Origin of the sequence: Micromonospora sp. WMMD710 (genome assembly GCF_029626045.1) — a bacterium.
Lineage (GTDB): Bacteria > Actinomycetota > Actinomycetes > Mycobacteriales > Micromonosporaceae > Micromonospora.
Map to the genome: position 1 here is coordinate 4,350,192 of NZ_JARUBD010000001.1, position 23,913 is coordinate 4,374,104.

Here is a 23,913-nt window from a genome sequence, read left to right on the forward strand (position 1 = left end):
CCCGAGCGCCGACCCGGCAAAGATGGTCGAGGTGACGACCGACCACAGCCCCGATGCGGAGCCCACCACACCGCGTGCCGGCGGTGGCGGTGTGGCCGCCGTGGTCCGCAGACGGTTCGCCACCGTCGACGGCCGACTGGACCACTACTCGTGGCTCGCCACCGCCGTGGTGGTGGCCATCGCGGCGATCCTGCGCTTCGTCGGCCTGTCCAGCCCCAAGGGCAAGATCTTCGACGAGACGTACTACGCGAAGGACGCCTACGGGCTGATCAGCCGTGGTGTCGAGTGGAACTACAAGGACAACGTCCCGTCGTACGTGGTGCACCCGCCGCTGGGCAAGTGGCTGATCGGCGTCGGCGAGTGGGCCTTCGGCTACCAGGACGCCGATTCACGGGTCACCGTCCCCGGGCACCTGTTCACCACCGCGCCGGAGTTCGGCTGGCGGTTCTCGGCCGCCGTGATCGGCACGCTGTCGGTGCTGCTGCTCGTCCGCATCGGCCGGCGGATGTTCCGTTCGACGGTGCTGGGCTGCGCGGCCGGCCTGCTGCTCGCCCTGGACGGCTTCCACCTGGTGCTGTCCCGCGCGGCGCTGCTCGACATCTTCCTGCTCTTCTTCGTGCTGGCCGCCTTCGGTGCTCTGGTGCTCGACCGGGACGCCCGGCGTCGGCGCTGGGCGCGGGCACTGGACGACGGGCTCGACCCGAGCCGGCCGGGCCGCGCCGGCCGGCCACCGGGCGGCTGGCGCACCTGGCCGTGGTGGCGGCTGGCGGCCGGGGTGCTACTCGGCTGCGCCTGCGCGGTGAAGTGGAGCGGTCTGTACTTCGTGCCGGCCTTCGCACTGCTGGTGCTCCTCTGGGAGGTCGGCGTCCGCCGTTCGGCGGGGGTCCGCCGGCCCTGGCGGGACACTCTGCTCGACGAGCTGCCCTGGCTGGTGCTGGCCGGCGTGGTCATGGTGGGCACCTATCTGGCCACCTGGTCGGGCTGGCTGCTCAGCGACGACGGCTACTACCGGCTCGCGTCGTCCTACCCGAACGCCCCGCTCAGCGACGCCCCAGTGGTCGGTCCGCTGATCAACCTGTTCGAGTACCACCGGGCGGCGTACGGCTTCCACGCCCAACTCGACGACGCGCACAAGTATCAGTCGTGGCCGTGGCAGTGGCTGCTGCTGGGTCGCCCGGTGGCGTTCCACTGGTCCGGTGACGGCGCCTGCGGCGCGCCGAGCTGCGCCTCCGAGATCCTGCTGCTCGGCACCCCGCTGCTGTGGTGGTCGTTCCTGCCCGCGCTGGTGGCGCTGGTCTGGCTGGGCGTGGCCCGCCGGGACTGGCGGGCCGGCGCGATCCTCCTCAGCGTGGCGGCGGGGCTGCTGCCCTGGTTCTGGTTCGCCCTCGACGGCCGGACGATGTTCTCGTTCTACGCCGCGCCGGCGCTGCCGTTCCTGGTGCTCGCCGTGGTGTACGTGCTGGGTGCGTTGATCGCCCCGGCCGGCGGCGAGGTCGGTGAGGTGGCTCCGCTCGTCCCGGGCGACCCGGGTTACGAACGCCGGCTGGTCGGCAGCATCGCGGCCGGGGCGTACGTGCTGCTGGTGGCGCTGTGCTTCGCGTACTTCTATCCGATCTTCGTCGGCAAACTCATCCCGTACTCGGACTGGCTGGCCCGGATGTGGCTGGACGGTCGCTGGATATAAGCATCGGCAGGCGACGCGCCGCTCAGCGCGACGGAAACGGGCCCACACGCTCTGGAGCGTGTGGGCCCGTTGCACAAAGACGCGCGCCCCGATCGCCTGCCACGGGGGAAGCGGGCGATTGGGGCGCGCATGAAGAGCTTAACCACGGCGCACCACCGGCACAACGGGTCAACTTGGGTCAGATTTCCGACGGATGGCGCCCGGACCGTTAGTTGTCTTTCGGCAGTTGACCGAGGGTGACCCACCGTGGACCCAGAGCGCGGGACGCGCCGGTCCGCGCCCTGATCGGGGCACTGGTCTCGAACCCCGCCACCCCAGTGATCATCCAAAGTGGATCTCACTACACTGCGGGCCGTGATCAACTTCAGACGATCGACGGCCGTCCTCCTCGGACTGCTGGCGACCACCGCGCTGAGCGGGCCGGCCCCGGCGGCGGCCGACGACGAGGAGCCGGTGGCCGAGCCGCCCCGGGTCGAACTGGTGCTCGACGTCAGCGGCTCGATGCGGGCCGCCGACATCGACGGGCGCAGCCGGATCTCGGTCGCGCAGCAGGCGTTCAACGAGGTGGTCGACGCACTGCCGGAGGAAACCCAGCTCGGCATCCGGGTGCTCGGCGCGACCTACCGGGGCAAGGACAAGAAGGTCGGCTGCCAGGACACACAACAGATCGTGCCGGTCGGCCCGGTCGACCGGTCCGCGGCCAAGGCGGCGGTCGCGACACTGCGGCCGACCGGGTTCACACCGGTCGGGCTCGCACTGCGGTCCGCCGCGGAGGACCTGGGCACCGGCGCCACCACCCGCCGGATCGTGCTGATCACCGACGGGGAGGACACCTGCGCCCCACCGGACCCGTGCGAGGTGGCCCGGGAGCTGGCCGCCAAGGGCACCAGCCTGGTGGTCGACACGCTCGGCCTGGCGCCCGACGAGAAGGTCCGCCGGCAGCTGCTGTGCATCGCCGGCGCGACCGGCGGCACCTACACGGCCGCGCAGAGCGCCGAGGAGCTGACCGACCGGATCAAACAGCTCGTTGAGCGTGCCGGCGACACGCACACCCGCGCGCCGACCGTCGTCGGCGGTGCGAACGCCTGCGACTCGGCGCCGCTGCTCGCACCCGGCGTGTACGCCGACCGGGAGGCGTTCTCCGAGCACCGCTGGTACCGGGTGCCGGTACGCCCCGGACAGGAGCTGCGCGCGTCGGTGAGCATGGCGCTGGACCGGCCGGTGAACCGGGACTACGGCGTGCTGCTGCGGGCCACCGCCACAGACGGTCGGGAACTGGTCCGTGGCGCGGACGCCGGCAGCGGACGGGCCGACGTGCTCTCCGCCGGGCTGCGCTGGTCGGCCACCGCCGACGACGAGGACGCCGACGAGGCCGAGCAGACCTCGGCGCCGGTCGTGGAACCCACCACCGTGTGCCTGGTGGTGAGCAACTCGTTCGCCGCGCGTCCCGGCACCGCCGCGACCCCGGGCATGCCGGTGGAGCTGACCATCGACGTGGTCGCCGCCGCACCCGCACCGAACGGGCCGGACCTCGGCCGGGGCTGGGTGCTGCTCGCCCTGCTCACCGTGGCCGGACTGCTCACCGGCCTGCTCGCCGGCCTGCTCACCCGCTGGTGGGTCGCCACCTGGAGGGAGAACTGATGCGTACCGCACTGCTCCGGACGCTGGCCGCGCTGTTCGTCGCCGGCGGGTCCGCACTGCTGCCGGCGGCGGCCGTCGCCGCACCAACGCCCTCGCCGGGTGCCACGCCGGTGAACCGGGCCGGCACCTCGTTTCTCAGCGCGACCCCGATCACCGCCGGGCAGCCGGTACGGGTGGACGCCTCGATCGGCGACCATCTGTACTGGTCGTTCCCGGCGACGGCCGGGCAGGTGCACGAGATCAACGCAACCGTCACCTTCCCGAAGGCCCGAGGCGGCGCCTCCACCTGGACCGTCGACGTGTTCGACGGACTGCGCCGGCGCCAGGCGTGCACCGCCGGGGCGCAGACCCCGACGGTGGACGCGCAGGCGTCGAGCGTGACGCTGGGCTGCACGCTGCGCGAGGTACGGCCCTGGGCCGAGCCGTGGTCGGCCGATCCGCTGCCCGGCACGTACGTCATCCGGCTCTCGGTGATCGACCTGCCGGAGCCGGACCTGGGGGCGCCGATCGACGTGGACCTGCTGGTCGGCACCATCGCCGACCGGGGCGCCTCGGCCGACGACGGTGAGTTGGCCGCGCCCCTGGTGCCCAACACCAAGGCGGGCACGGTGCTCAACGCCGTACCTCCGGTGGAAGCGGAGGCGGACGAGGACAGTGACTGGCCGGCGGACTGGCTGCCGGACCTCGGCTCGCGCTGGATCTGGACCAGCGTCGGCGGCGTGCTCGCCGCCGTGGCCGGCGTGGTCGGCTTCGCCCTGACCCGGCGGCCCCGGCGCGCCTGAGCCGACCCGCCCCGCCCGGTGGCCCCGCCCGACGGCGGGGCCACCGGCGTGTTCAGACCCGTCGCGAGCCGCGTGGCAGCCAGCCGATGAACCGATCCTGCAGCGACGTCACCGGGGCGGCGCGCAGATCCTCGGTGGCGGCGGCGAGACACGAGCCCAGATAGACGCTGAGCATCGCCCGGTCGCCGCCGTACTCCGCCAGCAGCCGATCACGCTTCGTCGCGCACGGCCACTCGTCCCCGCAGGAGCCGCAGCTCCAGCCGGGGGTCGTCGGGGCGTGGTCGTCAACCCGTCCCCCCGGCGATCGGGCACCATCGGTCATCGCAGGTCCTCTCCAGACGTATACGGGGCTAGCCAGATGTTGATGGTGGTCCCCCCGGAGCCATCAGGAGAGCGCGACGCGTCCCTCCGGTGTTACATCTTTGCGGTAGCTTCTCCCGTCGTGGGAGTCGGAAATTTGACGATCGGCCGGACGCCTCCTTCCTACCCGCCAGTAGGTGGCGACCGTGCGTGACCTTTTGCCGCCGACGGTCGCCGTGGCGGTCGCCGGCCCCGACGACTGGGCCGGGGAACTGCTCGCCGCCGAACAGGCGTGCCTCGGCGAGCAGGCGGTACAGACCCGCCGACGGGACTTCACGGCCGGGCGGGTCTGCGCCCGGCGGGCCATGGCCAGCCTCGGCCTACCGCCGACGGCCGTCCCGGCCGCCGCCGACCGCGCGCCCGTCTGGCCGGCCGGGGTGATCGGCAGCATCACCCACACCACCGGCTACTGCGCCGCCGCCGCGGCGCGCCGCACCGACATCCGGTCCGTCGGGATGGACGCCGAGCAACACCGCGAGATCAACGCCGGAGTACGACGAATCGTGCTGCTGCCCGAGGAGGAGGAGACGTGCGCGCGGCTGCCCGCCGGCATCTCCTGGCCGGTCGTGCTGTTCAGTGCCAAGGAGACCGTCTACAAGGTTTGGTACCCGGTCGTCGGCAGCTGGCTGGACTTCCACGACGCCCGGCTGGAGGTGGATCCCGACGCCGGCACGTTCACGGCTCGGATCGCTCCGGCCCGGCTGGACGCGGCCGACGTCGCCGATCCGCCGTCCACGATCAGCGGTCGCTTCGTGGTCGCCGAGGGGCTGATCCGTACCGCGGCCGTCCTTCCGCTGCGCTGACGTTCCCACCGTCCACCCTGGTGGATCCCGCCGGGGGTGGACGCGATCCGGCGCGACGACAGGAGGGTGGGCGACGCACGGTAACGTCGGCGGGTTCCCGAACCGCACGTACCGAGGCGTCAAGGAGTACGGTGACCCACCCCCAGCCCCCCGTCGGGCCGCAGGACCGCCAGCAGCCGAACCCGGAACCGTCGACGCAGCCGAACCCGGCGACACCGCAGCCGCCGGTGTCCGCGCCTCCGGCCTCCGCGCCTCCGGTCTCCGCGCCTCCGGTCTCCGCGCCTCCGGTCCCGGGGTCGCCGGTGACGGCCGTACCGAGCCAGTGGGCGCCGCAGACCGTGCCACCGCCGCCGTACGCCAGCACGGCACCACCCGACCAGGCGTGGCCGCAGCCCCCGTTCTCCGGTGGCGCGTACCCGGCAGCCGGCGGGCCGGGCTATCCGCTCACGATGCCGCCGCCCGTCCAGCCGAAGAGTTCCAAGAGGACCGTCGTGGCCGTCGCGGTCACGGCTGCCGTACTCACCCTGCTCTGCTGCGCCGGCGGCATCGTCGCGGTGGTGATCGGCGCGAACCGGGCCGCGAACGAGGTGACCGACGCGCTGCCCACGCCGGGTGTCACCCGGGGTGTCGGGCAGCCGCCGGCCGCCGCGCCGAAGTCGACCCCACGCTCGGCAAACGGCGACACCCGGAACATGTCCGCCGGCGACACCCTGGTCATCGATGGTGACGACGGCACCGTCGAGATCACCGTGACGAAGTTCAGCACCGCGACCAAGCCCTGCAAGTCGTACGGTCTCAAGCCGGACGAGGGCATGTACGTGATCGCCGACGTGACGGTGACCGTGACCAAGGGCACCGCAGCGACGAACCCGCTCTCCTTCCAGTGGGTCGCCGCGGACGGCACCGAGACGAACGCGATCGGCGGAGCGTTCTCCGGCTGCGGCAAACCGATGCCCGCCGGCAACGACCTGACCGCCGGCACCCGGCAGACCGGCAGCGTCGTGTTCGACGTCCACGACACCTCGGGGGTGCTGGAGTACCAGCACCAGTTCGAGACCGCCGGTTCCTGGAAGCCGTGACCCCAGGCGTGGGGCCGACCCCTGGCGGGCCGGCCCCACGCCGTTGGTGAGTCGGGTCAGCAGCCCGTCCAGCGGACCGGGGTGACCCGGTCGCCGTTGCGGAAGCCCACGATGGTGCCCGTGTCGGAGATCGAACGCGCACCGATGGTCACCCGGTCACCGCCACCCGGCAGGACGCGGGACGTCGCGCCACGAACCACCCGGTCGCCGCCCACGACCACGCCCTTGTTGTTGACGTCCGTCACCCATTCCAGCCACGGGTCGAGTGCCGTGTAGGAGCCGTCCCGAAGGTCCCACCGCACGTCCACCGGGCCGCCCTCGCCGCCCAGATCCGCCTGGCCGACGGCCCAGTGCCCCGCCGCCGCGACGGCCACCGTCGTGCGGGCACCCGGCGCGCCGAGTGCCTCGATCCGGCCGCCCGGCCGACGGACCCAGGCGGACCAGCTACCCCACTCGCCGGCGTTGCCCACGATGGTGCCGTTCGCGGTGATCGCCACCGGTGCGGCACCGGCCGGGGCGTCGAGCACCTCGACGGTACCCGGCCGGGCGGCCGGCCAACGCAACGCGAAATACTCCCCGGTCGCGCTGTTCGAGCCGTGACCGACGATGTCGCCGGCCTTGTTGATGGCCGTGACGAAGATGCCGTCGGACGGCACCACCGGCAGCTGCTCGAACCGGCCGTCGCGGTACCTCCACGGCTGGCCGATGCCGTTGACCCAGCCGTTGCCGACGACGACGCCGTACGCGTTGACGTCGACGACGTCGCCGTCGGTCGGCGACTCGACGGTCGTGAGCTGGTCCCGGTCCCAGACCAGCAGCAGTGGCTGGTTGCCGCTGTCACTGACCCGCAGGGCGGAACCGGCGACGAAGCGTCCGGTCGGGTCGACGGCGTTCGCGTCGGCACGGTACGTGTCGGCCGGGTACGGCAGCGGGCTGATCGTGCAGGCGCCGACGGGTCCGGCGGTCGCGGCGGTCGCCGTGCCGGAGACGGCGAGGCCGAGCGAGGTGGCGAGCAGTCCGGCGGCGACGCCACCGAGGATCCTGCGTCGAGCGGTACGAGTCATTTCTACTCCCCGTGTGTGCCCGGATACTCCGGGCGTCGAAGTGGTATCCGATACACACGCCGAGCACGGCCGATGGTTGCCATGGATCGGATGAGAGACACAGTCGACGCGCCGGACCTTCGGTCTGTTATGGACGGCCGGGGTGTCACCGAGGGCGGCGTGGGCACCCTCCGGGCAGGGCTGATGCCCCGGGGGCCGTTCGGGCGATGCGGCCGACAACGAAGGGGACGAGCATCAGCCATGTCGAACACTGTCAATACCTTTCGGGGGCCCGGATGAACAGGGACCAGGACAACACCGTCGACCGCCGCCGTCTGCTGCGGCGGGCCGGAACCGTCGCCGCCGGGCTGGCCGGCGCCGGCGTGACCGCCGCGGCGACCGCCGCCTCGGCCGAGGCCGACCCGGGCGATCCCGTGCTCCAGGGTGCGGACAACGACGCCGGCAGCGCCACCACGCTCCGCAGTTCCTCCGACACCGCCACCCTGCGGCTGGCGAACGCCAAGCTGACCACCGGCCCCAACGGGAAGGCGCTGACCGCACCCACCCTGCGCCTGGCACCCAACGGGACCGGGCTCTCCGCCCAGGCCGAAATCGGCTCGATCGGCATGGACACCACCGGCACCATCTGGGCGGCCTCCGGCAACTACCGCCACTACGGCTTCGTGGACCGGGTCCACACCAGCGCCAACTCCAACCGGATCGTGCCGGTCATACCGCAACGGGTCCTCGACACCCGCACGCCACAGGGGCGCGTCAACATCCACGATCCCGGCGGCCTGGCCGCCCCGGGCGACCTGGACAGCACGGGCCGACTGCTGGGCGGTCGGACGATCGAGGTCACCCTCGCGGGCTACGTCTTCATCGCCGACGCGGTGTTCGGCAACGTGACGGTCACCGGTTCGGTCGCGGGCAGCTTCCTGCAGATCTTCCCGGCCGGCCTGCCGCGCCCGACGTCGTTCTCGACGATCAATTTCGAGACCAACCAGACCGTGTCGAACGCGTTCATGTCCGGCGTCAATTGGAGCACCGACCGCATCTCCATCTACGCCGCGCGGACCACCCACGTGATCATCGACGTGGTCGCCTTCGTGATCGGGTTCGGCGAGGTCTACCCGCAGATCCTGCTGCCGCATGAGGGATGGACCCCGCAGGCGACGAGTCAGGCGGAGGTGGCACGGCAGCGCCGGCCGAGCTGGGAGCAGGACGACTAGCCCGACGGAGGGCTACCGCGCCCACGACTCCTCGGCGGTGACGACCGGCTGACCGGTGCGTACCGACTCCTCGATGGCGAGGCTGATCAGGTGATCCTGGCAGGCTTCGGCCAGCGGGTAGGGCGCCGGACCCTCCTCCCGCGCCCAGGCGCCGGTACGCGCCATGATGTCGGCCACCGCGAGGTCGTCGTCGGACAATCCACTGCCGACGAACGGATTGCGGTAGACCACCCGGCCGTCGAAGCTGATGTGCTTCAGGTCGAGCCCTTCCAGGTTCAGGTCCAGACCGGTCTGCCGCCGCACCAGGGCGGACTCCACCGGTGTGGTCGGGTCGACCAGGCGGACGACCCGGTCGTCCACCAGCTCGCCGAGTGACCCCCGGACCACCAGCCGACGGGTACGCAGCGGATTCCACCACTGGTTGTCGGTGAAGTCGTAGAGCCCCATCCGCCCACCGAAGTCGATCGTCGCGAGGGTGGTGGTGAGCTGCTGCGGGGTGGCGTCACCGCTCCAGCCGTCCGGCGACAACGGGTTGGCCAGCGGCGCGACGAACGCCCGTGCGTTGACCTCGGCGGTGTCGTACCCGACGCCGAGCAGACCACGGATCAGCGATACCGCGTGATACAGGTGCGTCGACGACAGCTGGACGGAGGTCGGCTCGCCGAGCACCCCGGCGCGGATCACCTCCAGGCGGGCCGCGTGCCCGGGCATCAGCAGGTACTGCTCGGCCACCTGCACCAGGCCGCTGCCGCCGACGTCGGACCAGAGCGACCGCAGCCCCGCCACATCGGGCGCGGGTGGTGTCTCGGCGAGCACCGGCACGCCGGCCGCGACCAGCTCACGGGTCGCGTCGGGCGTCACCGACCAGGGCACCGACACGATGACGAAGTCCGGCCGCTCGTGGGCGAGAAGGTCGGCCGTCGTACGGAACGTTCGCACACCCCACCGGGCCGTCACGGCGTCACCGCGCGATCCGGTACGCGTGACCACGCCGGTCGCGCGGAACCGCTCCGGCAACAGCCCCGCCAGGCGGAGGAAGAACTCACCCCGCCAGCCACTGCCGACGAGGCCGAACCGGGTCTGGGTGGCGGCTGTCATCCGGGCTCCTCACGTCGAGATCCGGATGCTAGCCGTTTCTCCTCGCTAGGGTTACGGCCGTGACCGCCAACCCGTTGCGCGCGGTGCCCGTCGACGTGGCCGCCCGGCAGCCCGAGCTGGACTACTACGTGGTCCTTCCTCGACGCGCGGGCGCTGCGCCGACCGGCCAACCGGAGGGGATCCTCGTCGAGGAGTTCAGCCGCGCGCACGACTTCTCCACCACGGGCCTGAACAGCGCGGGTTGGACACGAGAGGCCGGCTGGTGGAGTTCCGCCGCGCTGAGCCGCAGCGTTCGCACCGACCCGGACACCCTGGCGAGGGTGGTTCCCAGCTCCCGCCACGAGGCCGAGGTCATCTGCCGCATGCTCGGTGGCGGAGACCTGCCGGCCGAATCGGTGCTGCGCACGTACTTCCGGGAGCACCTGGATCTCGCGTCCGCCCCGCCGCTGCGGCTCGGCCCCGCGCAGCCACCGGACGGGTTCCACGAGCGGCGCGTGTACCGCGTTCTGTTCGCCCGACAGCTCGGGGCAGACCAGGTGGCGAGCCTCAGGATGCTCTGGCGCGCGACGGACGTCGGCACCGGGTCGCTCGCCAGCGGGCAACTGGACGAGGGCGGGGACCGATTCACCTGGGATGTGCGCCCGGTCGGTCACGGCCGGGCCTGGTGCCTCGACGTGACCGTCCTGATGAGGTCCAGCGCGGCGCAGGCCGTGGTGAGTTCGACCCTGTCCGACCTGACGAACATCCTGCGGCAGCACGGCTTGGTCCCCGTGACGACCGAACGGTTCGCCTGAGGGCGTCTCCGCTCAGGACAACAACAGCGCGCCGTCCCACCTCAGCACCGGGCCGCCCGGGCTCGTACCGCCCAATGCGAGCGCGACCCCCGCCGCGCCATCGAGCAGACCAGCCCAGTCCGCGGGGACCGTTCGCACGGCGATCATGCTCTCCGGCTCGGCGAACGCGTGCAGGTGCTCGCGGAGCCGCGCGGTGAACGGTTCAGCGGCGCGACGGTCTCCGGCGAGGCCGCGGCGCGGATCACGAGGTTCAGGATGTGCAGAACCCCCGCCGAGCCGTGGCAGAAGGAGGGGTCGCGGATGCCGGTTGTCGCCCAGGGGCGGGCCAGCGCCACGCCGAGGGTGATGAGTGCCTCCCGCTCCCAGTCCGGCTCTCCGTACGCGCGAGCGGCCAACTGAAGTGCCCGCGCGATCCCCGGCGCGGCCCGACATCCGGAGCAGGTACCGGGTCAGTGAATCGGCGGCCCGATCCGCGCGGCGGTCCGGAAGATCCTGACTGTGCGCCACCTTCGCGAACGTCGCGTCCAACGACCGACTCGCGAGCCCGACCGCCTCTGAGAACGGTGCGGCCACCGGATCGGCAACCACGTTCCGCACGTCCACCGGCGCCGCGCGGGTGCCTCGGGCGGCACTGCGGGGCAGCGCCGCCGCCCTGAGCACGAACTGCTCCGTGCAGGTGAAGACGACGTCCATGCGACTCCTGACGGTGGGGCCGGCCGGACGGACGGCGATTGCCTTCCGTCCGGCCGGGACATCAGCAGATGGCGCAGGTCGTGATCGTCCGGTCGATCGTCGGGTAGGCGACGATGCCGTTCTCCACCGCCGTCTCGATCTCGGCTTCCTCGATCTCGATGTCGAACAGGTCGTCCAGCTTCTCCACCGGCATGATGGGGCTCCCTAACCTCGGGGCGGATCGGTCGTTCCGCCGTTCACCAGATGGTTGGGGAACACACGGATGGTTAGCGGAACAGCAATTCAGTCGGCGGGCGAAGTGCCGCCGCCCGGTCGACGGCCGTCAGGCCGCGCGGATGAGCACCCGGCGCTGCCACCAGGGGCCGGCGGCGGCCAGCAGGACACCGATGAACAGTCCGCCCCACAGCAGGACGTGCGGGACGCCCAGGGCGCCGGCGAGCGCGGTGCCGCCGATGAGGAGGGCCAGGATCAGCGCCGACCACATCAGGGCCGACGTGTCTGGCTGAATGCGGGGGCGCACCGGTCGGCGGAGCAGGGCACCACCCCACCGGGTGTTACTCGCCATGGCGACGAGCAGCAGCAGGATGGCGATGGTGGTGCCGTAGGTGCGTGTGAATTCCGGATACCGATCGGCGAGAACTCCGAGCGCCGCGATGAGAACCCCGGTCACGATCCAGGCCCACCACGGCCAACCGGCCGCAGCCGCGCTCTGGCCTCGCCGCCGGTGGACGTCCCGCAAGGCCCCTTCTGCCTCTTCGGGCGTGGGCGTGGTGTTCATGAGGCAGCTCCTTCACGCGACGGAAAGTACTTGCTCGTATGGAAAGTTAGCACGCGCCTCCCGGACCGGCAACCACGCCCACGGGCCCCCAGTGCAGAAAATAATCGGCTTTCAGTTCCCCGTCCGGGACAGCGCCAAACGCGCCTTTCCAATTCGTTGTCGATTAGCGGGAGCCCGCACCGAATCAAGTGGTAATCCAGTCCGCATACATTCACCGCACTAATCATCGATGGCACAGCGCACTGACCTCAAAGGAGCCTCAAGGTGGAAGAAGTGATCGCGTCCAAAATCTCTCGTCGCAGCCTCTTTGCGGCGGCCGGCGCCGGTGCCGCGCTGTCCGTGGTGACCGGCTGCACGGCGGAGAAGAGCGATGCGGCCCCGGCCGCGTCCAGCACGGCGATGCCGGCAGCCAACCGGGACGGCGCGGCGCTCGGCCTGAGGTTGCAGGGCATCCAGCACTTCGGGGTGACGGTCGACAATATGGAGCGAGCCTTCGAGTTCTACACCGAAGTGCTCGGCGGCACCGAGGTGATGCGCGACGGCGACTTCCAGGGCCAGGTCATCCACGACACGCTCCTCACCGATCAGGAGATCATCGCGACCGAGCAGAGGATCGATCCGGCGAAGATCGGTGTGCCGGATCTGGCCAGCGGAAAGCAGCGACTCGACGTGCGGTTCGTCCAATTCGACAACGTGGTGATCGAGCTCCTGCAGTATCGCGACTCGAACCAGCCGCAGGGCACCGGCCGGAGTTTCGCGCCGCCACGCGACCGCATGAGCCCGGCCTACCCGCGCTCCATGCACATCTGCTTCCACATCCGCGACGACGTCGACTTCAACAAGTTCATCGCCGACCTCGAGGCGGAGAGCGCCCGGCGCGGAATGAGCCAGGTCAAGGCAAACCGGGTCATCACCGTACGCACCGAGCAGGCACGCCTCGCCGCACCGGCGACCGCCAACACCAACAAGATCCGCGAGGGCAAGTCAAACGGGTGGGCGCTGATCTACTGCAAGGGCCCGGAGGGTGAGCAGCTCGAGTTCGTCCAGGCACTCGACCCCGTCAAGCAGGTCTTCGCCGACGCGAAGGAACGGCACCTCGCCAAGATGAAGGGCTGACGGACGGGCGGCCCCGGGCCGAGGCGGGCCCTCGCCGTCGCACCCGGGCGTGGCACACGATCGAAAAGGCCGTTTCCCACTACGGGAAACGGCCTTTGATCTGGGGTGGAGCTGAGGGGATTTGAACCCCTGACCCCCTCGATGCGAACGAGGTGCGCTACCAGTCTGCGCCACAGCCCCCCGCCGGCGAACCGGCTTCGGTCCCACCCGGCTTACACCGGGCGGGCCGGGAGCAAGGCTAACAGGTCGTCGCCCCGCACCGCGAATCCACCCCCGGCGCGGCGCTGGCCCCCGCCGGAGATCCACTCGCCTTCCTGGAAGTCGGGCCATCGAGGGCGCCCGGACACCCCGTTCTCCGGGAAGGCGAGTGGATCAACGCCGCGCGCCACGGGCCGCGCGCCACGGGCCGCGCGCCACGGGCCGCGCGCCGCGCGCCACGGGCCGCGCGCCACGGGCCGCGGGCCGCGCGGCGGGCCGTGGCCGGTCGGCGGTCAGGCGCCTCGGCCGGCCTCGTAGGGGCGGCCGCGCAGACCACCCGAACGCCGGTACGACACCGATCCTCCGTTGACGGCGGCCGGCAGGTCCCCGGGGCGGTCGAGGCCCATGGCGGCTCGGCGTACCCCCTCGCGCTGGGCGGCCAGGCGGCGCTGCGCCTCCCGGCGGGCTGCCGCCCGGCGGGCCTGTTCACGGCGCACCTCGGCCTGCCGCGCGGCCAGCCACGCCGCCTCCCGGGCCCGGGCGCGGCGGCGACGACGCCCGGCGAGGGCCTGGCCGCGCAGGTGGACGACGTAGGCGGCCAGCAGCAGGAAGGTGACCCCGAACCCGACCCAGAAGCCGGGGCTGACGAAGAGCACACCGATCAGCTCGACGACGTTGAGCAGCAGCAGGGCGGCGAGGACTCGGCGGCGGCGGTACACGGCCGGGGTGTGGTGCCGGCGCGGCGGCCGGCGGCGGGGCCGCTTCGGGGTGGCTGGCACGGCGCGTAGCCGGCCGGAGCGGCGGGCGGCCGGCGGCGCGGAGACCGGTGCCGTCAACGTTCCGGTAGCCGTGTCTTCACTGAGGGTGACGATGAGCGAGCGCGGCGGGTGAACGGGCCGCCGTCCCGGCACAGTGCGGCGCCGCCGGCGGCGCTGGAGCACCCGCGCCGTCGACTGCGCCCGCTCCGCCACCAGCCGCTCGGTGGCGTCGTACCGGCGAACCAACGCCGGGGCCAGGGCGAGCAGGCCGGCGGCGGCGAGGACGGCGAGGAGCACCGAGGTCGGCACCCTCACCCCTCCCGTCACCGAATTCGGAGCAACCGCCACCGGACCGCAGGATCTTCCACCGATCGCGCTCGGGTGCGTGGATCGTCCGGACGGGCAGCGCTTGCCGTAGCTTGCAGTTACTTGAGGTTACGGCGCGCCGACCGTCATGCCGCCGCGCCGCGCCGATCCCGTCCGTGGGACGGCTCACCGCGCGGCGGCGCGTACCCGATGCCAGCGGGCCAGCAGGCCACCCTCGACGGCGATCTCCTCACTGGTCATCGCGTATCCGATGTGGTCCCGCCAGGCGCCGTCGATGTGCATGTAGCGCACGTGGTACGACTCCTCGCGGAAGCCGAGCTTCTCCACCACCCGCCGCGACGGTCGGTTCTCCGGCCGGATGTTGACCTCCACCCGGTGCAGGCCGCCCGGCCCGAACGCGTGGTCGACGGCGAGCGCGAGCGCGGTCGGGATCACGCCCTGGCCGGCGACTCGGGCGTCGACCCAGTATCCGACGTAGCCGGAGCAGAACGCCCGCCGCACGATGCTGCCCACGTTGAGGTGCCCGACCAGCCGATCCCGGTCGGCCTCACGCAGGCAGACCGCGAACGGCATCCCCTCGCCCTCCCGCGCCGACCGTCGCTGGTCGCGGTGCACCCAGCGGAACGCGGCCGGCGAGTTCAGCTCGTCCCAACTGCCCGACAGCGACGACTCCCAGGGCGCCAGCCAGGCCCGATTGGCCCGGCGTACCTCCGACCAGGCCGCGGCGTCCGAGCGCCGGTACGGCCGCAGCAGCACCGGACCGTCGACCAGCACCGCCGGCCAGCCGGGCGCCCGCGGCGGTCCGAAGAGGCTCACCCGCACAGTCTCCCGCGCGGGACCGTGTCCCGCGCAAGTGGACCCGCGATGTGCCGGCGAGCGGGGTGACCCGTCACCGGCGACGGTCCAGCAGCAGGACGTCCACGGTGGAACCGGCGGCGGCGGTGGTGACCCGCTCACCGAGCACCAGCAGACCGTTCGCCTCGGCGAGCCCGGAGAGGGTGAACGGCCCACCGCGCAGCGGCTGCACCGTGTAGCCGCCGCCACGCCGTTCGGCGACGTGCGCGGGCCGGAACTCGCGCAGCCCGCCCGGGGACGACACGGTCTCCAGCAGGTGCGCCCGGACACTGGGCCGGAACACCGGCTCGGCGCCGGCGAGCAGTTGGATGGCGGGGCGGGCCAGCACCTCGAAGCCGATCAGCGCGGCGCCGGGGTCGCCGGGCAGGCAGACCACCGGCACCTCCTCGGCGCCCACCGTGCCGAACCCGAGCGCGGTGCCGGGGTAGAGCGCCACGTCGGTGAAGGTGACCGGCCCGGCGCGGCCCCCCTCGCGGCGGGACAGGATCCGCCGCACCATGTCGCCGGGCCCGGTGCCGGTGCCGCCGGTGGTGATGATCAGGTCGGCGCGCAGGGTCTGGTCCTCCAGCAGCCCGCGCAGCCCTTCCGGGTCGTCGTCGCAGATACCCACCCGGTACGCCAGTGCGCCCACCTCGGCCGCGGCGGCGGTCAGCGCGTGCGAGTTCGCGTCGACCACCTGCCCGGGTTGGCTGCCCCGGCCCACGTCGACCAGCTCGTCACCGGTGGCCACGATGACCACCCGAGGGCTGGGACGGACCACCACGTGCCCGATGCCGGTGGCCGCGAAGACGGCGACCAGCGCCGGGGAGACGTACGTGCCGGCGCGGGCGAGCAGGGTGCCGGCGGGCAGTTCCTCACCGGCGCGGCGTACGCCGTACCCCCGCTTGGGGGTGCGGAAGATCTCCACGGCGGCCATGCCCTGGTCGGTCCACTCCACCGGGACCACCACGTCGGCGGCGACCGGCAGTGGCGCGCCGGCGGCCACCGAGAAGCACGAACCCGGGGTGAGCCGGACCGGTCGCCAGCTCGCCGCGCCGAGGTCGCCGACCACGTTGAGCCGGATGGTCCGGCCGCCGGGAGTGCCGGAGGGGGCCGGGACGTAGCTCGGGCCCCGGCCCCCTCCGGAGATGTCCTCCCAGCGGGCCGCGTACCCGTCCACGGCCGCCTGGTCGAAGGCCGGGAACGCGTGCGGCGCGACGACGTCCTCGGCGAGGACGTTGCCGTGCGCCTGGGTGAGGTCGAGGTCGAGTGGCGGCAGCGCTCGTAACCTGCGCAGCACACTGCCCAGGTAGTCGGCGAGCGGCGTCAACTCGTTCGCGGCCGCCTCGGCGTCGGCCGTCGCGGTCATGTACCAGATCCGCCTGCCGCGTTGGCGTTGACGAACTCGGCCAGCCAGGAACGGAACTCGGCGCCGAGGTCGTCCCGGTCGGCGGCGATCTGCACCACCGTCTGCAGGTAGCCCAGCGGCATGCCGGTGTCGTAGCGGGTACCCCGGTAGACGATCGCGTGCACCGGTGTGCCCTCGGTGCGCAGCAGCTCCATGGCGTCGGTCAGCTGGATCTCGCCGCCGCTGCCCGGCTTGGTCCGCCGGATCGCGTCGAAGATCTTGCCGGGCAGCACGTACCGGCCGAGCACCGCGAGGTTGCTCGGCGCGTCCTCCGGCTGCGGCTTCTCCACCATCCCGGTCACCTTGACGACCTCGCCGATGTCGGTCAGCTCCGACTCGGCGGGTTCGACGGAGGCGATGCCGTACCGCTTGGTGTCGGCCGGGTCGACCTCGAAGAAGGCGAGCACCACACCGCCGGTGCGGGCCTGCAACTCCAGCATCGCCGGCAGCAGCGGCTCGGACGGCTTGACGAACTCGTCGCCGAGCAGCACCGCGAAGGGCTGGTCACCGACGTGCGACTCGGCGTACCCGACGGCGTGGCCGAGCCCGAGCTGCTCGGGCTGCCGCACCGTGTAGATCTTGGCCAGCTCGCTGGGCCGGCGCACGGCGGCCAGCCGCTCGGTGTCGCCCTTCTCCTCCAGCCTGGTCTCCAGGTCTGGGCGCCGGTCGAAGTGGTCCACCATCGACGTCTTACCCCGACCGGTGATCAGCAACACGTCACCGATGCCGGCCTGGGTGGCCTCCTCGACGATGTACTGCAGGACCGGCCGATCCACCACCGGCAACAGCTCCTTGGGCACCGCCTTGGTGGCCGGCAGGAACCGGGTGGCCAGTCCGGCGGCCGGGATGACGGCCTTGACCGCCAGGGGACGGCCAGTTGCGGCGACCGTCGATGAGGGGTTCGCTGAGTGCTCCGACATGCCGCGAGACTATCGGCCACGGCTCTGCCGCGGCGGGTGTGGCCCAGAAGACGCGCCGCCGCCCGGTCCCGGCCGTGCGGCGTCCGGACCGGCCCGGGCACCGTCCGGGACACCGGCCGCCGGGTTGTCGGCCGGCTCCGGCCGGGCATGTGCCGGCCCCGCCGGCGACGATTCGGGTACGCCCGCGGCCGGCTCCGACCGGGCGGGCCCGCCCGGCTCCCGGTGGGCCGGCACGGGCCGGCCGGCGCGCGGCAGTCCATCCGGTGGGCTGACCGCGCCCGCCAGCACCGGCAGCTCCCGGGTCGGCACGTCCGGGCGTACCTCGGCGACCCGGTAGGTGTCCCGGCCGGCCGCCTTCGCGCCGTAGAGGGCGTCGTCGGCGGCCTCCAGCACCTCCCGTCCGGTGCTGCCGTGGTCCGGGTAGACGGCGATGCCCACCGACACCGTCACCAGGACCGGCCCGGCGTACGCCTCGACCGCGATCGGTGTGTCCCGCACGGCCGCGCCCAACCGCTCCGCGACGATCGCCGCGCCCCGGGCGTCGGTCTCCGGCAACAGCAGGACGAACTCCTCCCCGCCCTGCCGGAAGGCCAGGTCGACCTCGCGGATCTCGCCGCGCACCCGCCGGGCGAACTCGGCCAGCACGGTGTCCCCCGCCGCGTGCCCGTACGTGTCGTTGACGTCCTTGAACCGGTCCAGGTCCAACGCGAGGACGCTGAGCATCCGGCCGAACCGGCTGGCCCGTTCCACCTCCCGCCGGATCGACTCGCGCAGGTAGCGGTAGTTCCACAGCCCGGTGAGCGGGTCGGTGAGGGACAGCCGCTGGGCCTCCTCGTGCACCCGCACGTTCTCCACCGCCACCGCCGCGTGCCCGGCGAAGGTGCGCAGCGTGACCAGGTCGTCGTCGTCGAACTCGGCCGCGCCCACCCGGTCGTAGAGGGCCAGCACACCGAGCGCCACCGCCGGCGTACCCGTGTCGTCGGCGGACCCGGGGGTGGCGGTCGGCACGGCGGACCCACCGGGGGTGGCGAACGGCACGGCGACGTAGGTGCGGCAGCGGGGCTCACCGGCGAGTACCTCGGTCGGCTCCACCCGGCCCCGCTGCGGCTCACCGGTGGCGGCCACCGCGCCGACCACGCCGACGCCCACCGGCACCCGCAGCGTCTGCGACCCGTCCGCGTCCCCCTCCGGCCAGCGGCCGTCCAGCCCTTCGGTGCACTGGGCGGCGAGCATCCCGCCGGTCTCGACCAGCAGCACCGCGCCGGCCCGGGCGCCGGTGGCCGCGATGGCGCTGTGCAGGATCACCCGCAGGATGCGTTGCAGGTCGTGCGTGCTGGCCAGGGTGTCGCCGAGCACCGCCAGATGGCCACGTAACTGGTCGCGGCTGCTGGTCAGCGCCGCGACGTACGAGCCGGTCTCGCGGGTCATCCGGTTGAACGCCTCGGCCAGCCGGCCCAGCTCGTCGTGGCTGCGCACCGGCACCCGGGCGGTCAGGTCGCCGTACGCCACCCGGTCGACGGCGCTGGCCAGCTCCGCCAGCGGTCGGGTGGTCACCCGGGCCAGCCGCCACGCGGTCAGCACGGCGAGCAGGCCGGCCAGCACGACCGCGCCGATCAACGTGACGTGCAGCCCGGGTGGCCGTTCACTCGGCACGGACAGCACCAGCGGCAGCGGCTGCCCGGTGGACGGCCCGATCCTGCGCACGTACCGGCCCTCGGTGGTCTCGGTGACCCGCTCGCTGTCGACGGCGCTGGCGGCGGCGAGCACCGCGTCGCGGACGTCCCGGGATTCGGTGGTGTGGGTGACCCGGTCGCTGCTCGCGCCGCCGAGCAGGGTGACCGCCACCCCGGTGACCGCGGCCAGCCGGGCCACGAACACCGGATCGACGAGTTGCGCGGCGGCGACCGTGCCGCGCAGGGCACCGGCGCGGTCGCGCAGGTCGACCCGGGCGGCCAGCGCCCGGACCGGCCCGGACTGCGTCTCGACCGGGCCGGAACAGTCCCGCCAGGGCATCGACGGCGCGCCGGGCGAGGCGTACGTGACCTGGCCGGTCACGTCGGTGATCTGCACGGCGGCGGCCAGCCCCCGACCCACCAGTTGGGTGGCGGCGGCGGGCGGATCGCCGGTGAGGGCCACCGCGTCGGCGGTGGCGCGCAGTTGCTGGCAGAGCGCGTCGACCGAGGTCCGCACGGTGGACGCCGCCACGGCGAGGCGCTCGGTGGAACGGCTGCGGTCGACGGCGGTGACGGTCGAGGCGACGAAGATCGCGCCGAGCAGCACCGGGCCGAGCACCACCACGAGGAAGGCTGCCGTCAACCGCCCGCGTAGCGTCACTCGGTCCCCCCGGAAGTTCCGCCTCCGTTGCTTGCGATGCTGACACAGAGCAACCGTGGGAGAGGCGTTGCGTCAGGAGTGTTGCGTGCCGGATTTTTCTTATGAAGCGGAAGTGACCCGGGTGGCGAAGCGGGACGCGCGGGCCGAACTGCTCGCCCGCCGCCGAAAGCTGTCGACACCGGCCCGGGCGGCAGCCGCCGGACGCGTCCAGGCCGAGCTGGTCGCCCTGGTCCGCCGGCTCCGTCCCCGCCGGGTGACGGCGTACGTCCCGGTCGGCTCCGAGCCGGGCGGCCCCGACCTGCCGGCGGTGCTGCGGGCGGCGCTGCCGGCCGACGCCGAGTTGCTGCTGCCGGTGCTCCTCGCCGACCTGGATCTGGACTGGGCCGCCTACACCGGGCCGGAGGGTCTACTCGCCGCCGGTCGGGGTATCCGGGAGCCGGACGGGCCCCGGCTCGGGGTGGCCGCGGTGGCCGACGCCGACCTGGTGCTCGTACCGGCGCTCGCCGTCGACCGGCACGGCCGACGGCTCGGCCGCGGTGGCGGCTCCTACGACCGGGCGCTGGCCCGGGTGCCGGTGGCGACGCTGACCGTGTGCCCGCTGCATGACGGGGAGCTGGTCGAGACGCTGCCCGTGGAGCCGCACGACCGACCGGTCCGCGCGGTGGTCACCCCCGCCGACGGGGTGCGTACGCTTGACGGCGGCCCGGGTACGGCGCGTGGTGTCGCGCCCCACACGTCCGCTGGACGAACCCGGGCCGAATGACGCACCATTGGCACTCGAATACGTCGAGTGCCAACTGGCCGAGCCCAGATCCGGAGGAGAACGTGCCCACGTACCAGTACGCCTGCACCGCGTGCGGTCACCAGCTCGAGGCGGTGCAGTCCTTCTCTGACGAGCCGTTGACCGAGTGCCCGGCGTGTCAGGGGCGGCTGCGCAAGGTCTTCAACTCGGTCGGCATCGTCTTCAAGGGCTCCGGCTTCTACCGCACCGACTCCCGCGCCTCCGGGTCCGAGACCACGGCCGGCGGCACGGCCAGCAAGCCGACCAAGTCCGAGTCGTCCTCGTCGTCCTCGGGTGGGGACTCCGGGTCGTCGTCGTCTTCGTCGTCCGGGTCGTCCTCGTCGTCGGGATCCTCGTCGTCGGGGTCGTCCTCGTCGTCCGGCGGGTCGGGTGGCGGCAAGGCCCCGGCGGCCAGTTCCGCGTCCTGACCGCGAGCCCGCAGCCTGACCGCGAGCGACCACACCTTGATCCACTCGGGATCCTGGAAATCGGCCTGTCCGCGTTCGTATGACACCCCGTTTTCCCCGAACCCGAGTGGATCGAGGCGCGCGACCCTTCCGCGTACATAGCAGCTCCGGCCGGCCGGTGGGCGTTGTCCACAGGCCCGCCGGTTGTCCACAGGCACGGTCTTACGGCCTGATGTCTGGCTCCCCACCGGCCTAACCTGCCGCCCAGGGATGTCGCTGTGGCATCCGGGACGGGAGACGGCTGATGGTGACGGGCGATCCAGACTCCGTACGGGCCCTGCGTCCACTGCGTCGGCTCGTCCTCCCCGGCGGGCGCACTCTGCTCCGGGCCGGGCTGGTCGCCGCACTGCTCGGCCTGGCCGCTGCGGTGCTGCACACCCCGACCGGCTGCCCGCCCACCAGCGGCGCCGCAGACCAAACCCCCACCGCCAGAACCGGCTCCGGCTCCGGCTCAGGGCCAGAGGCAGGCCCAGGGCCGGAGTCCGACTCGGGGCCAGGGACTGGCTCGGAGCCGAGGGCGGGCTCCGGGCCAGAGTCGGGCTCAGGGCCGGGGGCAGGCTCCGGCTCGGGGAGAGGGCCAGCCGGCGCGGCCGACGGGTCAAGATCCACCGGCACGAACCTCGGCGCCGACGCGGCACGCGGCACCTCCGGACCGCTGCCGCTACCCAGCGGCGCGGTCGGGGTGCCGGTTCGGCTGGCCGAGCCGGCCGCGCTGGCAGTGGTCCGCCCCGGCGCCCACGTCGACCTCCTGGCCGCGCCGCCGGGCGGAGCAGGCAGCTCCGAGGCGACCCTGCTGGCCCCCGCCGCGCTCGTCTTGGACGTGTTGGGCGCCGGCACAACCGACGGGTCCGCCGCGCTGTATCTCGCGCTTCGCCCAGACCAGGCACAACGCGCGGTCGGCCTGCCCGAGGGCAGCCGCTTCGCCATCGTCATCCGTGGCTGACCAGGCCGACCATGATCGACACCGTTTCGCCCATGTGGGTGGCCCACCGACCCAGACAACCCGCCCGGCGGTGCCGGGGTCAGTCCCAGTGCGGAGGGCGTTGGGAGAGCAGCCAGTCGTCGTTGCCGTCGGCCCGCTCGCCCCAGCCGTGATCGGTGTCGTCGGACGTCTGCTCGGGCAGCACCACGAAGTCGTCGCTCAGGTCGACGGTGCGGTCGTCGTCGCCGCGCGTGCCCTGCGTGCCGGGGTCCTCGGTGCTCACGAACGGCAAGACTAGCCCAGCCGACGGTGGCCGCGCCGGCCAGAAGCGACCGGGCTGTCGGCCTGGTTGGTAGCGTCGGACGGCGTGACGACGACCCCCAGCGGTGGCAGCACCCCGGACGACTACTGGCGGCGACCCGGGACCGATGCCGGTGACACGGCGGACCAACCCCCCGCCGGGCCGGCGCCCACGCCGACGGGTGGGTATGCGGGCCCTCCGCCGAGCACGCCGCCTCCGGCGGGCTGGCGTCCGCCCGTACACCTGGAGCCGACGCCGCCCCGACGGCTGCCGGCGCAGGACATGGCCGGCCTGGACGCGGCCGAGCAGCGTTCGCAACGGGTCACCTACGGTTTCGGCGCGGCGGCCGGGGTGGTCCTGGTGGTGCTGGTCTGCCTGCTGTGCTCGCGGATCATCTTCTGACCGCGTGGGTCAGAGGGTGGTGCCCCAGACCGCCTCGGCACCGGAGTGGCCGGTCAGATAGACGTAGACCAGGGCGGCGATGGAGAGGGCGACGACGACCACCGCCAGCACCGGGGTCACCAGCGCCGGCAGCCGTGGCACCCGAGGATGCCCGCTGGTCGCCACCAGCAGCAGGATGGCCGCGATGCCGAGCGGCACCACGATCCGGAACAGGATGTCGCCGTAGCGGGAGTGTTCGAAGATCTGGTCGAGGATCGGGCCTTGGAAACCTCGGGCGACCAGCGCGTCGGTGAACGCCTCGCCCGACTCGACGGCCACGAAGGTGGTCACCGGGGCGGCCACGGCGAAGAGGCCCAGCGCCCAGTCCAGCCGGTGCCGCCACCGCGGCAGACCCACGTACGCGATGGCCAGCACCGCCAGCAGCGGCACGAACACGACCACGGCGTGGATCACCAACGCATGGACCGGTAGACCCAGGATCTCCTCGAACATCGCGCCCTCCAGGTGGATCACGGTCACAGGATCGCCAGCTTACGGCCGGCCGGTCGCCCCGAGCTCTCGACCGGACACACGCGCGATGCCACGCTCGGGTTCACCGATCGATGCCCGCCTCCGGTTGTGTCCGTGGCCACCCTGGTCACACGTCGGTTGTCGATGGTGGTCGCGCGTGCTGTCATTGGCGCATGTCCGGTGCCGAGGAGCTGCTGCGATCGAGAGGGCTGCGCGTCACCCGACCGCGTCTCGCCGTGCTCGACGTGCTGGCCGGTGGTGGTCACCTGGAGGTCGACGAGATCACCCGGCGGGTCCGGGAACGCCTCGACTCGGTCTCCACCCAGGCGGTGTACGACGTGCTGGGCGCGCTGTCCCGGGCCGGACTGTCCCGCCGCATCGAGCCCGCCGGCAGTCCCGCCCGCTACGAGGCGCGTGTCGGCGACAACCATCACCACGTGGTCTGCCGGGGCTGCGGCGAGATCGCTGACATCGACTGCGCCGTCGGCGGCCCCCCCTGCCTGGAGCCGAACGTCTCCCACGGGTTCGAGGTGGACGAGGCGGAAGTGACGTTCTGGGGTCTGTGCCCGGGCTGTCAGTCCCGCCGGTCCGCCGACCACTGACGAGAAGCCGCCACTGACGAGAACGGGCGACCGGCGCGGTCGGCAC

Annotated in this window: 26 protein-coding genes, 1 tRNA gene and 1 pseudogene; 13 read left to right on the forward strand and 15 right to left on the reverse strand. The window is 72.8% G+C overall.

Annotated features, from left to right (window positions below):
• Window positions 1-22: 22 nt before the first annotated feature.
• From O7620_RS20040 to O7620_RS20050, 3 genes are all read left to right on the forward strand, one after another.
• A complete protein-coding gene (locus tag O7620_RS20040; protein WP_278127074.1) occupies window positions 23-1,684 on the forward strand; it encodes a phospholipid carrier-dependent glycosyltransferase in 1,662 nt (553 codons plus the stop codon).
• A 354-nt stretch (window positions 1,685-2,038) separates the two neighbouring features.
• The gene (locus O7620_RS20045; RefSeq protein WP_278124391.1) at window positions 2,039-3,325 is read left to right on the forward strand and encodes a VWA domain-containing protein; all 1,287 of its coding nucleotides are present in this window, start codon (window positions 2,039-2,041) and stop codon (window positions 3,323-3,325) included.
• The gene (locus O7620_RS20050; protein WP_278124392.1) at window positions 3,325-4,107 is read left to right on the forward strand and encodes a peptidase; all 783 of its coding nucleotides are present in this window, start codon (window positions 3,325-3,327) and stop codon (window positions 4,105-4,107) included. The genes O7620_RS20045 and O7620_RS20050 overlap by 1 nt, the downstream gene beginning before the upstream one ends.
• A gap of 52 nt (window positions 4,108-4,159) precedes the next feature.
• Here O7620_RS20050 and O7620_RS20055 read toward each other — a convergent pair whose 3' ends face one another.
• Window positions 4,160-4,429, reverse strand: coding sequence for a hypothetical protein (locus O7620_RS20055; RefSeq protein ID WP_278124393.1), 270 nt, complete (start codon window positions 4,427-4,429; stop codon window positions 4,160-4,162).
• Between the two features lie 184 nt (window positions 4,430-4,613).
• Here O7620_RS20055 and O7620_RS20060 point away from each other — a divergent pair, with 184 nt between their 5' ends.
• Window positions 4,614-5,270, forward strand: a complete 657-nt coding sequence (locus O7620_RS20060; protein WP_278124395.1) for a 4'-phosphopantetheinyl transferase superfamily protein — start codon at window positions 4,614-4,616, stop codon at window positions 5,268-5,270.
• A gap of 302 nt (window positions 5,271-5,572) precedes the next feature.
• Entirely contained in the window at window positions 5,573-6,349 is a 777-nt protein-coding gene (locus O7620_RS20065; RefSeq protein ID WP_278124396.1) for a DUF4352 domain-containing protein, read from the forward strand.
• Between the two features lie 56 nt (window positions 6,350-6,405).
• On the opposite strand, the gene O7620_RS20070 is transcribed toward O7620_RS20065, so the two are convergent.
• A complete protein-coding gene (locus tag O7620_RS20070; RefSeq protein WP_278124398.1) occupies window positions 6,406-7,413 on the reverse strand; it encodes a hypothetical protein in 1,008 nt (335 codons plus the stop codon).
• 275 nt (window positions 7,414-7,688) lie between these two features.
• Here O7620_RS20070 and O7620_RS20075 point away from each other — a divergent pair, with 275 nt between their 5' ends.
• Entirely contained in the window at window positions 7,689-8,624 is a 936-nt protein-coding gene (locus tag O7620_RS20075; RefSeq protein WP_278124399.1) for a hypothetical protein, read from the forward strand.
• Window positions 8,625-8,636: 12 nt separating this feature from the next.
• Here O7620_RS20075 and O7620_RS20080 read toward each other — a convergent pair whose 3' ends face one another.
• Window positions 8,637-9,722 carry a Gfo/Idh/MocA family oxidoreductase gene (locus O7620_RS20080; protein WP_151491173.1) on the reverse strand — a complete coding sequence of 362 codons (1,086 nt, stop codon included), beginning with the start codon at window positions 9,720-9,722 and terminating at the stop codon, window positions 8,637-8,639.
• A 59-nt stretch (window positions 9,723-9,781) separates the two neighbouring features.
• Here O7620_RS20080 and O7620_RS20085 point away from each other — a divergent pair, with 59 nt between their 5' ends.
• On the forward strand, window positions 9,782-10,516 hold the full coding sequence (locus O7620_RS20085) for a hypothetical protein (protein WP_278124400.1): 735 nt from the start codon (window positions 9,782-9,784) through the stop codon (window positions 10,514-10,516).
• A gap of 12 nt (window positions 10,517-10,528) precedes the next feature.
• On the opposite strand, the gene O7620_RS20090 is transcribed toward O7620_RS20085, so the two are convergent.
• From O7620_RS20090 to O7620_RS20100, 3 genes are all read right to left on the reverse strand, one after another.
• Window positions 10,529-11,209 carry a lantibiotic dehydratase gene (locus tag O7620_RS20090; protein ID WP_278124401.1) on the reverse strand — a complete coding sequence of 227 codons (681 nt, stop codon included), beginning with the start codon at window positions 11,207-11,209 and terminating at the stop codon, window positions 10,529-10,531.
• A gap of 61 nt (window positions 11,210-11,270) precedes the next feature.
• Entirely contained in the window at window positions 11,271-11,402 is a 132-nt protein-coding gene (locus O7620_RS20095; RefSeq protein WP_255473710.1) for a hypothetical protein, read from the reverse strand.
• Between the two features lie 129 nt (window positions 11,403-11,531).
• On the reverse strand, window positions 11,532-11,987 hold the full coding sequence (locus tag O7620_RS20100) for a hypothetical protein (RefSeq protein WP_278124403.1): 456 nt from the start codon (window positions 11,985-11,987) through the stop codon (window positions 11,532-11,534).
• 273 nt (window positions 11,988-12,260) lie between these two features.
• On the opposite strand from O7620_RS20100, the gene O7620_RS20105 reads away from it, so the two are divergent.
• Window positions 12,261-13,103, forward strand: coding sequence for a VOC family protein (locus O7620_RS20105; protein WP_278124405.1), 843 nt, complete (start codon window positions 12,261-12,263; stop codon window positions 13,101-13,103).
• Between the two features lie 106 nt (window positions 13,104-13,209).
• On the opposite strand, the gene O7620_RS20110 is transcribed toward O7620_RS20105, so the two are convergent.
• The 6 genes from O7620_RS20110 to O7620_RS20135 form a co-directional block, all read right to left on the reverse strand.
• A tRNA-Ala gene (locus O7620_RS20110) sits at window positions 13,210-13,283 on the reverse strand.
• A 311-nt stretch (window positions 13,284-13,594) separates the two neighbouring features.
• Complete coding sequence (locus tag O7620_RS20115; RefSeq protein WP_278124407.1) at window positions 13,595-14,374, reverse strand: hypothetical protein; 780 nt, start codon at window positions 14,372-14,374, stop codon at window positions 13,595-13,597.
• 177 nt (window positions 14,375-14,551) lie between these two features.
• Window positions 14,552-15,202 (reverse strand): GNAT family protein, encoded by a 651-nt coding sequence (locus O7620_RS20120; protein ID WP_278124408.1) that lies wholly within the window; start codon window positions 15,200-15,202, stop codon window positions 14,552-14,554.
• Window positions 15,203-15,275: 73 nt separating this feature from the next.
• Window positions 15,276-16,589: a gephyrin-like molybdotransferase Glp gene (glp, locus tag O7620_RS20125; protein WP_139582488.1), complete on the reverse strand. Its 1,314-nt coding sequence runs from the start codon at window positions 16,587-16,589 to the stop codon at window positions 15,276-15,278.
• Window positions 16,586-17,548 (reverse strand): UTP--glucose-1-phosphate uridylyltransferase, encoded by a 963-nt coding sequence (locus tag O7620_RS20130; RefSeq protein WP_278124410.1) that lies wholly within the window; start codon window positions 17,546-17,548, stop codon window positions 16,586-16,588. Before O7620_RS20130 ends, glp begins: the two co-directional genes overlap by 4 nt.
• A 9-nt stretch (window positions 17,549-17,557) precedes the next feature.
• Entirely contained in the window at window positions 17,558-19,882 is a 2,325-nt protein-coding gene (locus tag O7620_RS20135) for a diguanylate cyclase (RefSeq protein ID WP_278124412.1), read from the reverse strand.
• Window positions 19,883-19,967: 85 nt separating this feature from the next.
• Here O7620_RS20135 and O7620_RS20140 point away from each other — a divergent pair, with 85 nt between their 5' ends.
• Both O7620_RS20140 and O7620_RS20145 read left to right on the forward strand, forming a co-directional pair.
• Entirely contained in the window at window positions 19,968-20,645 is a 678-nt protein-coding gene (locus O7620_RS20140) for a 5-formyltetrahydrofolate cyclo-ligase (protein WP_278124414.1), read from the forward strand.
• Window positions 20,642-20,848, forward strand: a pseudogene (locus tag O7620_RS20145) (FmdB family zinc ribbon protein); the annotation flags it as partial. The gene O7620_RS20140 and the pseudogene O7620_RS20145, both read left to right, overlap by 4 nt.
• A gap of 14 nt (window positions 20,849-20,862) precedes the next feature.
• Here O7620_RS20145 and O7620_RS20150 read toward each other — a convergent pair.
• Entirely contained in the window at window positions 20,863-21,177 is a 315-nt protein-coding gene (locus tag O7620_RS20150; protein ID WP_278127239.1) for a hypothetical protein, read from the reverse strand.
• Between the two features lie 635 nt (window positions 21,178-21,812).
• Between O7620_RS20150 and O7620_RS20155 the strand changes: the two genes are divergently transcribed.
• Window positions 21,813-22,073 (forward strand): hypothetical protein, encoded by a 261-nt coding sequence (locus O7620_RS20155; protein ID WP_225854715.1) that lies wholly within the window; start codon window positions 21,813-21,815, stop codon window positions 22,071-22,073.
• A gap of 79 nt (window positions 22,074-22,152) precedes the next feature.
• On the opposite strand, the gene O7620_RS20160 is transcribed toward O7620_RS20155, so the two are convergent.
• Window positions 22,153-22,335 carry a hypothetical protein gene (locus O7620_RS20160; protein WP_278124417.1) on the reverse strand — a complete coding sequence of 61 codons (183 nt, stop codon included), beginning with the start codon at window positions 22,333-22,335 and terminating at the stop codon, window positions 22,153-22,155.
• A gap of 84 nt (window positions 22,336-22,419) precedes the next feature.
• Here O7620_RS20160 and O7620_RS20165 point away from each other — a divergent pair, with 84 nt between their 5' ends.
• On the forward strand, window positions 22,420-22,755 hold the full coding sequence (locus tag O7620_RS20165) for a hypothetical protein (RefSeq protein WP_278124419.1): 336 nt from the start codon (window positions 22,420-22,422) through the stop codon (window positions 22,753-22,755).
• Window positions 22,756-22,764: 9 nt separating this feature from the next.
• Here the strand turns inward: O7620_RS20165 and O7620_RS20170 are convergent, their stop codons facing one another.
• Window positions 22,765-23,247: a DUF2231 domain-containing protein gene (locus tag O7620_RS20170; protein WP_151492033.1), complete on the reverse strand. Its 483-nt coding sequence runs from the start codon at window positions 23,245-23,247 to the stop codon at window positions 22,765-22,767.
• 191 nt (window positions 23,248-23,438) lie between these two features.
• Between O7620_RS20170 and O7620_RS20175 the strand changes: the two genes are divergently transcribed.
• Entirely contained in the window at window positions 23,439-23,867 is a 429-nt protein-coding gene (locus O7620_RS20175) for a Fur family transcriptional regulator (RefSeq protein ID WP_278124421.1), read from the forward strand.
• The last annotated feature ends 46 nt before the right edge of the window (window positions 23,868-23,913 follow it).

What these genes read in the sequence shown, in the direction of transcription:
- O7620_RS20040 (WP_278127074.1), top strand. Translation starts at nt 23, where the DNA reads ATGGTCGAGGTGACGACCGACCACAGCCCCGATGCGGAGCCCACCACA.
- O7620_RS20050 (WP_278124392.1), top strand. Translation starts at nt 3,325, where the DNA reads ATGCGTACCGCACTGCTCCGGACGCTGGCCGCGCTGTTCGTCGCCGGC.
- O7620_RS20055 (WP_278124393.1), bottom strand. Translation starts at nt 4,429, where the DNA reads ATGACCGATGGTGCCCGATCGCCGGGGGGACGGGTTGACGACCACGCC.
- O7620_RS20070 (WP_278124398.1), bottom strand. Translation starts at nt 7,413, where the DNA reads ATGACTCGTACCGCTCGACGCAGGATCCTCGGTGGCGTCGCCGCCGGA.
- O7620_RS20075 (WP_278124399.1), top strand. Translation starts at nt 7,689, where the DNA reads ATGAACAGGGACCAGGACAACACCGTCGACCGCCGCCGTCTGCTGCGG.
- O7620_RS20080 (WP_151491173.1), bottom strand. Translation starts at nt 9,722, where the DNA reads ATGACAGCCGCCACCCAGACCCGGTTCGGCCTCGTCGGCAGTGGCTGG.
- O7620_RS20090 (WP_278124401.1), bottom strand. Translation starts at nt 11,209, where the DNA reads ATGGACGTCGTCTTCACCTGCACGGAGCAGTTCGTGCTCAGGGCGGCG.
- O7620_RS20095 (WP_255473710.1), bottom strand. Translation starts at nt 11,402, where the DNA reads ATGCCGGTGGAGAAGCTGGACGACCTGTTCGACATCGAGATCGAGGAA.
- O7620_RS20100 (WP_278124403.1), bottom strand. Translation starts at nt 11,987, where the DNA reads ATGAACACCACGCCCACGCCCGAAGAGGCAGAAGGGGCCTTGCGGGAC.
- glp (WP_139582488.1), bottom strand. Translation starts at nt 16,589, where the DNA reads ATGACCGCGACGGCCGACGCCGAGGCGGCCGCGAACGAGTTGACGCCG.
- O7620_RS20130 (WP_278124410.1), bottom strand. Translation starts at nt 17,548, where the DNA reads ATGTCGGAGCACTCAGCGAACCCCTCATCGACGGTCGCCGCAACTGGC.
- O7620_RS20170 (WP_151492033.1), bottom strand. Translation starts at nt 23,247, where the DNA reads ATGTTCGAGGAGATCCTGGGTCTACCGGTCCATGCGTTGGTGATCCAC.
- O7620_RS20175 (WP_278124421.1), top strand. Translation starts at nt 23,439, where the DNA reads ATGTCCGGTGCCGAGGAGCTGCTGCGATCGAGAGGGCTGCGCGTCACC.